Below are 12,274 nucleotides of genomic sequence, written 5' to 3' on the forward strand. Positions count from 1 at the left end.
TAACCAGAGGGGCGACCCCTTAAATTTCTTACACAGTCTATTTTCCCAGGATAGGGGGCGGCGGCCATTATCCTCGGCTCGTGCACGACCGTTACAACCATATCGCAATCGCGACAAGGGAGCCTTACAAGAAAAAGTTGGCCGGAATGTTTATCCTGGTTTGGGGGGTAGGTCTTACAATATCACATCAAGGGATTTCTGTGCCCACGGCCGCGATCCTTTCTGAGTCTTTATGTTTCAAGTCTAACGTTTCGTGGTCATGGCGAAACGGAATCCGCACGCATACAAAAGTGCATCGAGACTTTTGAATTCCGGATTTCCCCGTCCAGAGAGGATCTTATACAGGTTTTCACGATTAAGTTTGGACTTCTCGGCGAGTTGTGCCACGCCCCCTTGAGCTTTGGCTACATTGCTTAGCGCCAATAAAAACAATTCAGGATCGTCTTCCTCCAGTGCTGCGTTCAAATTTTCTTCGACTTCACCCGCATCATGTAGGCATGCAATTAGGTCTGGTTGATAGGCGTTACTTTTGTTCATGGTCTCCTCACTTTTCAGGAACTGCGAGTAAGGAAATCTCCCTGGGTCCTTCTTTTCCAATGTTGGGAAATTCTCTGTCGGCAGGCTCTCAAGCCTTAGAGCCTGCCGGATAATTCAACCAGAGGCTCACCGGATTTCAGAAGCGTCAGTAGAGTTGGGAATGTCCTTTGAAGAAGGGTGCAAAGGTAGGCGTTTGACGTGTTCCCACACGTAACCCAAATGATTTGCGGTGGGACGCCATGCACCATCACCAAATCCATAAAATCCTGATCTTTACTCATAATGGTGGCACCGGCTTGTCGAGCGGATTGGAATATTTCCAGATCACTGGCATCTCTAAGGCCGAGAGAGGAGACGGATTGAGCGGGAATAGAAAAGGTAATAGTGAGCCAGGGTGCTAACTGAGGAGACAGTTGAGCGTCGATCCACAGAATCAAGAGGTAACCATGGGATGGTTCACACGCGCACTGGCAAATTTAAGGCAGGCTTGAATATCTTCCGCTTCTAAATCGGGCAATTCTTCTAGGACTTGTTGAGGGGTGAGCCCGTTCCCCAAGAGGGCCAGGACATCCGTCACACGAATCCGCATTCCCCGGATACAGGGACGGCCACCGCATTGGTCAACGTTCACAGTAATACGTTCTGCAATAGTAGCCATATTTCTTCCCTCCCTGGGGATTATACCAGAGAGTAAATGAGGAGCAACCGAACAAATGTAGAGGAGAGCATTCAGGGGAAAATCGAAACTCTTCTCAAAAGGGAGGATTTGACTGCGGGAAAGATGGACTATAGTTATTCCAAATAATTTCCAAAGGCTTCTTCTCTTTGATCATGCCAGTAAAGCGGCCATTCCACATGGAATTCCCTGAGGACCTTAACCTTCCCATTGTCCGACGCCTGCCGCCCGGATCCATGGGCGGACGCTCTCATCACTTGGCGGGCATTGTTTGAGTGCAACGAGTTGGCCCGCCCTCCCCTGGGTTGCGTCCGTCCATTCGTGACCGGGCGGGGCGTCCATGGTTTTGGCTACTTTTGCCGAAACAAAAGTGGCTCGGCAGTCAGGACGAAACCAGGCATCTCTGATCATTCCAATTAGGGGAATTGTGCCCCCGAGCAAAGCGGAAATTATATGGAAAGACTGTAGTTTCTGCCAGAGTTATCAACCGCGACGCCTGACCCACTTTTCGAGTTCTACGGCGAAAAATACGACAGTTGACAGGAGGAGGCAGAGGGCTAATTGGTCCAGGGTTAAGGGTATGGTATGGAAGATGGGGTTGAGGAAGGGCATGTATATCGTGGCCATCTGAAGGGCAAACGTGAGGAGGACGGCTCCAAATAACCAGAGATTGGTCAACGGTCCCCGCTGAAGAAATGATTCCTGTTCCGCACGAATCGCCAACACATGGCCCATTTGTGAGAGGGTGAGGACGGTAAACACCATGGTTTGCCATTCTCCCTGATCGGCCTCGTAGGCCCACATTTCAGTAGCCAGCGACACACCACCCATGAGTAGTCCTACCCACAAGATATGTTGCCAGAGACCGCCGGCAAAGATGCTTTCATTCGGTGGGCGGGGCGGGCGTTCCATGATGTTGCGTTCTTCGGGTTCCATGGCGAGGGCGAGGCCGGGCAGGCCGTCGGTGACGAGATTGATCCATAAGATCTGAATCGGAAGCAGGGGAATCGGCAGCCCGAATAACGGCGCCAGGAAAATTGTCCAAATTTCTCCGGAATTGCTTGTCATCGTATATTTCACAAATTTGCGGATGTTGTCATAGATCCGGCGTCCGTCCCGGACGGCGGTGACAATGGTCGCAAAGTTATCATCCAACAGAATCATGTCGGAGGCTTCCCGGGCCACGTCTGTGCCGGTTCGCCCCATCGCGATGCCGATGTTGGCCTGGTTCAAGGCGGGGGCGTCATTCACCCCGTCGCCAGTCATCGCGACGAACTCTCCCCTCGTTTGCAAAGCTTTGACGATGGCAATTTTTTGCGCGGGAGTGATGCGGGCATAGACGCGGGTGTGCTCAACAATTTGCTCCAGCTCTTCGGGGGAACGGTGTTCCAACTCCTGGCCGGTCAACACCGTGGTCTCCTTATTGATGATGCCGACCCGTGAGGCAATGGCCTTGGCGGTGCCTGGATGATCGCCGGTGATCATGACGGGTTTGATGCCCGCCGATCGACAGAGGGCGACCGCCTGCGCGGCTTCTTCCCGTGGAGGATCCATCATGCCGGCAAATCCCAGAAAAGTAAGCTGGCGTTCGACGACCGAAGGAGTTATTTCCGAAGGAGCTTGGTCCCAGTGGCGATAGGCCACTGCCAAGACCCTTAACCCTTCATTGGCCATGTGTTCGGCCTGCTCCAACAGTCTGTCTGTTGCCAGGGATTCAGGGCCAGGGCCGGTCTGTGTGAGCATGGATTCGCACAGAGGCAGAAGTTTTTCCGGCGATCCTTTGGTGAAGGAGAGGACTCCCTCTGGCGTGCGATGCAGGGTCGTCATGCATTGGCGGTCGGAGTCGAAGGGGAGTTCTTGTATGCGTGGGTTCGTGGCCTCCAATGTATCTTTGTCGTACCCGGCCTGGCTGGCTGCCAGATATAAGGCTATTTCCGTGGGATCGCCCAATGTCGGGCCTTCGGTCTGAGCCTTGGCATCGTTGTTCAATGCCAACGCCAGGAAAAACAGATCGATGGGATTGTGGAGATCAACTTCAATGCCGGGTTGTTTACTGGTGGGCGGGGTCAGTATGTCCCCGGCCACAGACAGTTGCTCTACCCGCATGGAGTTTTGTGTGAGGGTGCCCGTCTTATCCGAACAGATATAGGTGACGGACCCTAATGTTTCCACAGCGGGCAGTCGCCGGATCAATGCCTGTTTTTTGGCCATTTTTCGCGCGCCCAATGCCAGAGAAATTGTGACGACGGCCGGGAGGGCTTCCGGAATGGCGGCCACGGCCAAACTGACGGCGGTCAGGAACATGAGCACCGGCGGCTCACCCCGCCAGACCCCAACGGCAAATAACACCACGCAGATGGCGAGGACGGCCAACGCGAGGCGTCGTCCAAAGACCGTCAGGCGTTGTTGTAAGGGCGTTTTAATGTCTTCGTCTTTATGCAGGAGAGAGGCAATCTGTCCTAACTCGGTCTGAAGGCCGGTGCCGATGACGATTCCCGTGCCCCGGCCATATGTCATGAGTGTGCCTTTATAGGCCATATTCCGCCGATCACCCAGCGAAAGTTTCGGGTCGTTGAGGGGGTCCGTCTGTTTGTCAACCGGGACGCTCTCGCCTGTGAGCGTAGATTCATCCACTTTGAGTTGAACCGCTTCGACTAATCGAAGATCGGCAGGGATGAGATCTCCGGCTTCCAGTAGCACGATGTCACCTGGTACCAGGTCGAGCGTGGAGAGCGGCACGATCTGCTCCTCACGTTGGACACGTGTCGCGGGAGTCGAGAGTTTTTTGATGGCTTGCATGGCTCGGTCCGCTCGATATTCCTGCACAAATCCGATGATGCCGTTGAGCATCACAATGATAATAATCGCCAAGGCATCCATTCGCTGCCCCAACATGCCTGAGACGATGGCGGCCCCAAGGAGCACCAGGATCATGAAGTCGGAAAATTGATCGATGAAGATTCGAGAGAGACTCCGCTGCCGGTGTTCGGGAATCGTATTGTGTCCGTAACGACGAGTCCGGCGACGGACTTCCCGGGCATTCAGCCCTGTTTGCGGATCGACTCCCAGCCGTTGAGCCACGTCCGCGACAGGAAGAGTATGCCAGGCCGTATCGCTTGGCGATGGGGAAGGGGCCTCAGTGGTGGTGGTGGGTTCTTTGGTCATCTTGGCTGTTGGGACTCTAGGGGACTTCTGAAATGTTATGGAACGTGAATACGGTTATAACTTTGATTCGAATTTTCGGACATGGGATAAACACCTGATGACTCGGTTTTTGCCTAACCATGTTGTCATCTTGAGCCCCCTTCGACTCCGCTCAGGGCAGGCATGGCGAAAGATCTGTGCCAGGTCGAGGAGGCCACGGCTTGGCGAGATTTTTCGTTCCTCTCAGGATGCCAATGTCTCCAGGAACGCGTGCCCTGCATGGTTGGTTTACCTTATCAGCAGATGATGCCTGTCCGGAGTATTCCAAGGTTTTACATTTTTATCCCTCCCTAATTTGATACATCTCGTGACAGGCTAGGCACCTGGTCGTGATAGTCGACAGGCGTTGAAGAATGTCCTGGGATGTCGTGCCGGCGTTGATCGCATCCGCCAGTTCATCAAAATCCCGATGCACGGACATGCCGAGTTGTTTCATGGGAAGCGGAAGTTTGAGAATGAGTCCTGGATTGTCATCGACGGCCATTTTCATTCCGGCCGAGCGGGCGGCCGCTGCAGCCTGAGCATGTCCTTGGGTCTGATCCGTATCACTCACTCCCGTCACGATGCCATGCACCGCTCGTAAGAGTTGTCGCATTTCCGCCAGAATAAAGTCGCGTTCTGCTGGAGCCAGAAGCACGGCCGTTCGGCCATCGGCGGAAGGGGTGGTCTCTCCTTTCACAAACAACCAGCCCAGCACGCCGGCGCTGACTATCCAGAGCACGAGAGTAATCCTGCAAATATTTTTTGAGAAGGATGGTAGAAATGACAACGGGGGCCTCCTTATTTGTCCAATAACTTGTTGATCCGATTTCTGTGGACATCTGTCTTGCTGCTTTCACGAGTCGATTTCACTTAGGAACTTGACTGGGGCATTTTTCTACATCACCCACGATTTTGACTGTACCTCTTTTCCACAAAAATCCGGCTCATGGATCCTGGTCTGCTCAAGATTACTGAGGTTTTGCTGGTTGAATCTAACATTTCCATCTCTCATCAAATAAGGCATATCTCTTGCCAAATACATCAAGAGTGAGTGAACGACATAAACCTATTCAGGTGAATTGATGAGGGACGAATGATCCAAATCCGTATTCATGGCAGAGGAGGGCAAGGCGTGGTGACGGCTGCCGAGCTGCTGGCATTAACGGCATTCCGGGATGGGAAAGAGGCGCAGGCCTTTCCCAGTTTTGGATCTGAACGGACCGGTGCCCCGGTCACGGCATTCTGCCGGATCGATTCTCAACCGATACGCAGTCGGGAGCCGGTCTATCATCCGGATGTCTTGCTCATCCAGGACTCCACTCTGCTGCATCAGGTGGATGTCTTTGCCGGATTAGCTGCAACAGCCTTCGTTCTGATTAATTCCACACGACATGTGGATGTGCTTCATCTCACTGACTTTGTTACCCAACATCCCGGAGTGCAGATGCATACGCTCCCTGCATCCGATCTGGCTCTGAAGCATCTGGGACGACCGTTTGCCAATATCGGGATGGTAGCCGGCTATGCGGCCCTGACGGGGGAAGTCACTCAAGCCTCCGTGAAGCAGGCGATTACAGGGAAGTTTCCTGGAACGATTGGAAAATTGAATGCGGCAGTGGCGGAAGAGGTCTATGCCTATGTTGCGGCCAATCTGGCCACGGTCTAATTCAATCGGGGAATCAACAGAAGACCATGAAACAACACATTGAAGGATCTCAAGCCGTGGCCCACGCTGTCGCCCTCTGTCGGCCGGAAGTGATGGCTTGTTATCCGATTTCTCCCCAAACCCATATTGTCGAAACGCTTTCGCTCAAGGTCAAAGCGGGAGAAATCGGCAATTGCCAATTTCTGAATGTTGAATCAGAGTTTGGCGCGTTAAGCGTGCTGATCGGCGCCTCGGCGATGGGTGCGCGAACCTATACCGCGACGACCAGTCAGGGACTCTTGTTTATGGCCGAAGCGGTCTATAACGCGGCGGGCCTGGGACTTCCCATTGTCATGACGATAGCCAATCGCGCTATTGGTGCCCCTATTAATATCTGGAACGATCATTCAGACAGCATGGCCATGCGAGATGCCGGCTGGATTCAATTGTTTGCGGAAGATAATCAAGAAGCTGTCGACCTTCACATTCAAGCGTTTCGCCTCGCGGAGGAACTGAGTTGTCCGGTGATGGTCTGCATGGATGGTTATATTCTCACCCATGCGTATGAGGTGGTGGATCTCCCTACGCAAGAGCAGGTGGATGCCTACCTCCCCCCGTTTGAACCGGTTCAAGTGTTAGACCCGCAGGACCCTGTGTCCATAGGCGCGATGGTCGGGCCGGAAGCCTTTGCGGAGGTTCGGTACCTCGCGCATGACAAACATCTTCGAGCGTTAGAGGTGATTCCACGACTCTCTCAGACTTTTCAGGATATCTTCCAACGTCGCTCTGGTGGGCTGTTGAAGACTTATCACACCGATGAGGCGGAAACGATTCTGCTTGCACTGGGATCGGTGAACGGAACCATAAAAGATGCGGTGGATGATTTGCGGAAAGAAGGATGGCCGGTGGGTTCAATTGCGCTCCGTGCCTTTCGTCCCTTTCCCTCCCATGCGCTCCGTCACGTCGTCGAGGATGCCAAGCGGATAATTGTCATTGAAAAAGACCTGGCGGTAGGAAAGGGCGGCATTGTGTCCAGCGATGTGAAGATGGCGCTTCAGGGGCTACCGATCATCGTGGATACAGTCATCGCCGGACTTGGAGGTCGGCCGATTCCTCAAGCCTCGGTCATTGATACCGTGAAGCAAGCCTGCCTGGAAGGTTTGGAGGAACCTCATTTCCTCGATCTGAATTGGGACGCCATTAATGGGGAATTGACCAGGCAACAGGCGCAGCGGCGTTCGGGATCCACCGCGGAAAATATTCTCCGAGAAATCGGCGCTCCCGGCGCATCGCCCATTTAATTTTTAATGGTGAGGCCGCTATGTCTTATCAACGTGTGAAATTTTATCAAACAGGGACCTTCACGGTTGGCAACCGGTTATTGGATGAATCCGATCGCACGGTGCAAGCCGGGATGGATCGAACCAATTCACTCAATTCGGGTCATCGTGCCTGTCAGGGGTGCGGGGAAGCACTGGGTGCCCGTTATGCGCTTGATGCGGTGATGCGTGCCACACATCAGCAGATGGTCGCGGTGAATGCCACCGGCTGTTTGGAAGTCTTCTCCAGTCCCTATCCGGAAAGTGCCTGGCAGATTCCCTGGCTGCATTCGTTGTTCGGGAATGCCCCCGCGGTGGCGAGCGGTGTGGCGGCAGCCCTCCGGGCCAAGGGCAGAACGGATATTCGTGTCATTGCGCAGGGCGGAGATGGCGCGACGGTTGATATCGGGTTCGGGTGTTTGTCCGGGATGTTCGAACGCAATGATGACGTGTTGTATGTTTGTTACGACAATGAGGCCTACATGAACACGGGAGTTCAGCGTTCGGGGTCTACCCCGCCACGAGCCTGGACCAATACCACGCAGGCCGTGGGAACAGACCCCGGCAATCCCATGGGCATTGGAAAAAATCTTCCACGAATTGCAATGGCTCACGGTATTCCCTATGTGGCCACAGCCTCCGTGGCCGATCTCCATGATCTGGAAGCCAAAGTGACCAAGGCCATGAGCATCAGGGGCGCACGGTATATTCATATCCATGTTCCCTGCCCGCTTGGTTGGAAATCGGATCCTGCGCATACGATCAAGGTTGCCCGCCTGGCAGTGGAAAGCGGCCTGTTTCCTTTGTTTGAAGCCGAAGGGGGCGAAGTGACTGATCGAACGCCGATCCGGAAAAAAGTTTCTGTCGAACAATACCTCGAACTTCAAGGTCGCTTCAGACATCTCTTTCATCCACGGGATAAAGGTGCGCTCGAAGCGATTCAAGCGATGGCGGATGCGAATATTGATCGGTATCAGTTGATTCCTTCGGAGGCATGATGATGGAACAGAAGCCCTTCGCCATTACATTGGACCCTGCTTCAAGTCTGGCTAATCATACTGGCAACTGGCGGACGATGAGGCCGATCTATGTTGATCACCTTCCGCCCTGCAATCAGGGTTGCCCGGCTGGCGAAAATATTCAAGGCTGGTTGTATGAGGCGGAGGAAGGGAAATACGAACAGGCCTGGCGAAAAATTATGGAAGATAATCCCTTCCCGGCGATTCATGGTCGCGTGTGTTATCACCCGTGTGAAACGGCTTGCAATCGGGGCCAACTCGATGAGCCCGTGAGCATTCATGCCGTTGAGCGGTTTTTAGGCGATTACGCGATTGAGCAGGGGTGGCAGGTGGAGGCGGGAGTGCCCACCGGAAAGCGGGTTCTGGTCGTCGGCGCGGGACCCAGTGGGCTATCTGCAGCCTATCATCTCGTCCGTCTGGGTCATGCGGTCACGGTGATTGAAGCCGGTCCGAAATCGGGAGGCATGATGCGATTCGGGATTCCACAATACCGTCTCCCTCGCACGATCGTTGATGCTGAAATTGCCAGAATTGTCGCCATGGGCGTCTCAGTCCATCTGAATCACAAGGTTGAGGATTTAGAGACGACCATTCAAGAAGGGGGATTCGATGCCGTGTTTCTGGCCATTGGCGCTCATCTGAGTAAGCGAGTTGATATTCCCGGTCGGGATGCCGGCCGGATGATCGATGCCTTGGGATTTCTCAAGGGAATGGATGGTGAGGCTATTCCCAAGATCGGTCGGCGGGTCGTCGTCTATGGTGGAGGTGATACGGCCATTGATGCTGCGCGAACGGCCAAACGACTAGGTGCGGAGGAAACCATCCTGATTTATCGGCGTGATCGCAGGCATATGCCCGCCCATGACTTTGAAGTGGAAGAAGCGTTGGAGGAGGGTGTGGTGACACGATGGCTGAACACCATCAGACAGGTGAATGATACGACATTGACCGTGGAAGAAATGACGCTGGATGAGCAGGGGCACCCTCAATCCACGGGCCGGATTGAGACCTTGGAAGCTGACACGGTTATTCTGGCGGTGGGGCAGGAAGTGGATACCGGGTTTTTAGAGAAAGTGCCGGGATTGGATATTTCGTCCGATGGCGTGATCCAAGTTGATGCCTCGATGATGACCGGCCGTGCGGGAGTGTTTGCCGGAGGGGATATGGTTCCTGCAGAGCGCACGGTGACGGTGGCCACCGGTCATGGGAAAAAAGCGGCACGGCATATTGATGCCTATCTCCGTGGGGGGGAGTACCGGAAATCCCCGCCCAATGCCGTTGCCACGTATGATCGACTCAATACCTGGTATTACACCGATGCGGACAAAAGTCGGCAGCCCTACCTGGATTTGGCCAGGCGTCGGGCCGGCTTTGATGAGGTGGTGGGTGGATTGGATAGGGACACGGCGTTGCTCGAATCCCGGCGATGTCTCTCTTGCGGGAATTGCTTTGAGTGCGATACCTGCTATGGCGTGTGTCCGGACAACGCCATTATCAAACTGGGACCTGGTCAACGATATGAAGTGAATTATGACTATTGTAAAGGCTGCGGGGTGTGTGCGGAGGAATGTCCCTGCGGCGCTATCGATATGGTCAAAGAAGTCAGATAGGAACAAGAAAATCGTGCGCACGGCAGAGGCGGTCGTTGGAAAAAGTACAATGAGTCATTTGGCATCAACACATACGGCACAAAAAATGTGTCACACCCGGGAGATGTACCTATGAAATACCTATTGGGCATTGATGGATCGGATCAATCCGTAGATGCCACACGAGTGTTTGAAGCCCTCAGTCCGGCAGAAAGCTTGATGGTCTTGTATGTGGTGAATGTGCCGGGAATTCCCTATCCGGCCATGGGTGCGGGTGTGGCGAAAGATTTGTCGATGGCGGTGGATAAAGCGATGAGGGAAGAAGGCGAACGCGCTATCGACCAAGCGGTGTCCCTCCTGCCTTTAAATCCGGGACCCGTGAAAAAACGACTGGAAACCGGTAAGCCCGCCGAGGTGATTCTTACCCTGGCGGAAGAGCAGAACGTTGACCTGGTGGTGCTGGGCGCCAGGGGAATCGGTCAGATACGAGAACAGATGTTCGGGAGTGTCTCGCATCGGGTCATGACCCACGCGCCGTGTTCGACCTTGATCATTAAGAGGCCCGTTCGCAAGATCCAACAGGTGTGCATCCCCGTTGAAAGCCAGGAGGACGGTGAAGCGGTCGTGCGATTCATGAAAAAGAAGCCCTTTCGGGTCCCGATCTCTGCGATTGTTCTGCATGTGATTCCATTTTCAGAACCGATCTGGCCTGTGGGGGCGATGATTTCTTCGGAATTTCGAAATGAGATGATCGCCCATGGAGAGAAATTCACGAATGATCTCAGCAGGGAATTAAAGCAGCTGGGACATGACGCCCAAGGGGTCGTCGTCGTCGGGGCACCCTCACAGACGATCATTGAAGAAGCGACCAAGCAAGCGGCTGATGTCATCCTGATGCGAACGCATAGCCGATCGGGGGTGAGTCGATTTCTTTTGGGGAGCGTCTCTCATTCCGTTGTGCATCACACAGAGTCTTCAATCTTGTTTGTACGCGAATAACCCGGTCTAAAGGACAAATCTGGATAAACTATCTTTTCCCCATGGCCTATGAATAAAACTTGGTTTCTTATTGGTGCCGTTGCGTTAGGAGTATTAGTTTTTCTCTATCTGATCTTCTGGTGTCCCAGCCCCTGTCAGTAAGGCTTCTTTCATTTGCAGGCGCACCTCCTCCTGGATCCGTTCATTAAATTTTTTGTGTTCGAATGTCCGGCCTTGCCGGCCTGCGCTCCCCGAATAAGTCGACCTGGCACCCTGGTCAGTGATAACAGTGGGCATCGCTTTGATGTCATGCCGAACTTTTGCCTATTCAAGACACATTCCAGACAAATCTGTTGCTGGAACTAGGGGTTACTGAGTTCTTTGACATAATGTATGGGACATTTCAGGCAAAAATTCGAAGACGTTTGGTAAGGAATAAAGGGGGCCTTATGAGGAGTGGAGCCATCTAGGCCCTCATAAGCCGACAGGCGACAAAAAAATTGCCGTTCGGTATAATGATATCAAGGGAGGTAAGTTCCCTCTTTCATTGAGGGATATCTAAAGATGGGCAATGTGACTGACAGAAAGGGGATCTTCAGGCTACTTGGATTGGCCGTAACCATAAGTTTGGTGTTTGCCACCAGTCTAGGAGCCAGTCCGTCTGTTCAGCAGATATCTCATTTAATCATTCCAATCCTTGGGACATCTGTCAACAAACAATTCAGGCCGGTAGGCATGGTAAGCCAAGTGGTAATTGATGTGTATGAACGCCAGGATCGCAACGGCCTTCAAATCCAATTCCATACCGAACCAGGAAAATTTTCCTTGTTTGCTCGTCAGTCGATTCATGCAGCCATCACCCGGGCGCTGGCCGCCGCCAATCTACCGTCTGATTCCTGGACTGTCCTCTTGAAATTTCCCTATTCCGGTCAGACGATCTATGGGGAGAGTCTTTCGGCCATGGTGGGTCTGAGTGTGGTATCCATGATCAAAGGAGATCATCTCCTTGAGGGTCGAGCCCTTACTGGAACGATCACGGAAGGAGGATTCATCGGAGCCGTTGGGGGACTTCAACTCAAGATTTTAGCTGCTTACAATAACCACTTTCAGCGTGTATTGGTTCCCAGCGAGTATGATGTACGCGATGGAGACTGGCGTACCCCTTTTCTGATGCATGTCTCTCCTGTGGGGACGGTCGATGAAGCGTACTTTGGCCTGACCGGCCACCATTTGGCGACCCTTCCGTAAGGCCTGCCTTTCAGTCTTCTCGCAGTTGCTCCGGCATAATGGTTGATTATGGTTTCCTGCCCGGTTTCTCTATCGTA

The 12,274-nt window shown here is 53.3% G+C and carries 12 protein-coding genes; 6 read left to right on the top strand and 6 right to left on the bottom strand.

What is annotated here, in order from left to right:
- Positions 1-243 precede the first annotated feature (243 nt).
- The 5 genes from PJI16_15450 to PJI16_15470 all read right to left on the bottom strand — a co-directional run bounded on the left by PJI16_15450 (position 244) and on the right by PJI16_15470 (position 5,138).
- On the bottom strand, positions 244-537 hold the full coding sequence (locus PJI16_15450; protein ID MDT3778961.1) for a putative addiction module antidote protein: 294 nt from the start codon (positions 535-537) through the stop codon (positions 244-246).
- A gap of 95 nt (positions 538-632) precedes the next feature.
- The gene (locus PJI16_15455; protein ID MDT3778962.1) at positions 633-974 is read right to left on the bottom strand and encodes a DUF5615 family PIN-like protein; all 342 of its coding nucleotides are present in this window, start codon (positions 972-974) and stop codon (positions 633-635) included.
- A complete protein-coding gene (locus PJI16_15460) occupies positions 971-1,195 on the bottom strand; it encodes a DUF433 domain-containing protein (protein ID MDT3778963.1) in 225 nt (74 codons plus the stop codon). Before PJI16_15460 ends, PJI16_15455 begins: the two co-directional genes overlap by 4 nt.
- Before the next feature lie 501 nt (positions 1,196-1,696).
- Entirely contained in the window at positions 1,697-4,378 is a 2,682-nt protein-coding gene (locus tag PJI16_15465) for a calcium-translocating P-type ATPase, PMCA-type (GenBank protein ID MDT3778964.1), read from the bottom strand.
- 319 nt (positions 4,379-4,697) lie between these two features.
- Positions 4,698-5,138 (bottom strand): hypothetical protein, encoded by a 441-nt coding sequence (locus PJI16_15470; protein ID MDT3778965.1) that lies wholly within the window; start codon positions 5,136-5,138, stop codon positions 4,698-4,700.
- A gap of 354 nt (positions 5,139-5,492) precedes the next feature.
- On the opposite strand from PJI16_15470, the gene PJI16_15475 reads away from it, so the two are divergent.
- The 5 genes from PJI16_15475 to PJI16_15495 all read left to right on the top strand — a co-directional run bounded on the left by PJI16_15475 (position 5,493) and on the right by PJI16_15495 (position 10,970).
- The gene (locus PJI16_15475) at positions 5,493-6,065 is read left to right on the top strand and encodes a 2-oxoacid:acceptor oxidoreductase family protein (GenBank protein ID MDT3778966.1); all 573 of its coding nucleotides are present in this window, start codon (positions 5,493-5,495) and stop codon (positions 6,063-6,065) included.
- Between the two features lie 26 nt (positions 6,066-6,091).
- On the top strand, positions 6,092-7,345 hold the full coding sequence (gene porA, locus PJI16_15480; GenBank protein ID MDT3778967.1) for a pyruvate ferredoxin oxidoreductase: 1,254 nt from the start codon (positions 6,092-6,094) through the stop codon (positions 7,343-7,345).
- 20 nt (positions 7,346-7,365) lie between these two features.
- Complete coding sequence (locus tag PJI16_15485; GenBank protein ID MDT3778968.1) at positions 7,366-8,361, top strand: thiamine pyrophosphate-dependent enzyme; 996 nt, start codon at positions 7,366-7,368, stop codon at positions 8,359-8,361.
- A complete protein-coding gene (locus tag PJI16_15490) occupies positions 8,361-9,992 on the top strand; it encodes an NAD(P)-binding protein (GenBank protein MDT3778969.1) in 1,632 nt (543 codons plus the stop codon). The genes PJI16_15485 and PJI16_15490 overlap by 1 nt, the downstream gene beginning before the upstream one ends.
- A gap of 111 nt (positions 9,993-10,103) precedes the next feature.
- Entirely contained in the window at positions 10,104-10,970 is an 867-nt protein-coding gene (locus PJI16_15495; protein MDT3778970.1) for a universal stress protein, read from the top strand.
- A gap of 93 nt (positions 10,971-11,063) precedes the next feature.
- Here the strand turns inward: PJI16_15495 and PJI16_15500 are convergent, their stop codons facing one another.
- Positions 11,064-11,246, bottom strand: coding sequence for a hypothetical protein (locus tag PJI16_15500; GenBank protein MDT3778971.1), 183 nt, complete (start codon positions 11,244-11,246; stop codon positions 11,064-11,066).
- A 276-nt stretch (positions 11,247-11,522) separates the two neighbouring features.
- Here PJI16_15500 and PJI16_15505 point away from each other — a divergent pair, with 276 nt between their 5' ends.
- The gene (locus PJI16_15505) at positions 11,523-12,197 is read left to right on the top strand and encodes a hypothetical protein (protein ID MDT3778972.1); all 675 of its coding nucleotides are present in this window, start codon (positions 11,523-11,525) and stop codon (positions 12,195-12,197) included.
- Positions 12,198-12,274 lie beyond the last annotated feature (77 nt).

Source organism: Nitrospira sp. MA-1 (assembly GCA_032139905.1).
Lineage (GTDB): Bacteria > Nitrospirota > Nitrospiria > Nitrospirales > UBA8639 > Nitrospira_E.

Excerpts from the sequence above, each read along its gene's own strand:
- PJI16_15450 (MDT3778961.1), bottom strand. The coding sequence starts at position 537 with ATGAACAAAAGTAACGCCTATCAACCAGACCTAATTGCATGCCTACAT.
- PJI16_15460 (MDT3778963.1), bottom strand. The coding sequence starts at position 1,195 with ATGGCTACTATTGCAGAACGTATTACTGTGAACGTTGACCAATGCGGT.
- PJI16_15465 (MDT3778964.1), bottom strand. The coding sequence starts at position 4,378 with ATGACCAAAGAACCCACCACCACCACTGAGGCCCCTTCCCCATCGCCA.
- PJI16_15475 (MDT3778966.1), top strand. The coding sequence starts at position 5,493 with ATGATCCAAATCCGTATTCATGGCAGAGGAGGGCAAGGCGTGGTGACG.
- porA (MDT3778967.1), top strand. The coding sequence starts at position 6,092 with ATGAAACAACACATTGAAGGATCTCAAGCCGTGGCCCACGCTGTCGCC.
- PJI16_15485 (MDT3778968.1), top strand. The coding sequence starts at position 7,366 with ATGTCTTATCAACGTGTGAAATTTTATCAAACAGGGACCTTCACGGTT.
- PJI16_15490 (MDT3778969.1), top strand. The coding sequence starts at position 8,361 with ATGATGGAACAGAAGCCCTTCGCCATTACATTGGACCCTGCTTCAAGT.
- PJI16_15495 (MDT3778970.1), top strand. The coding sequence starts at position 10,104 with ATGAAATACCTATTGGGCATTGATGGATCGGATCAATCCGTAGATGCC.
- PJI16_15500 (MDT3778971.1), bottom strand. The coding sequence starts at position 11,246 with ATGCCCACTGTTATCACTGACCAGGGTGCCAGGTCGACTTATTCGGGG.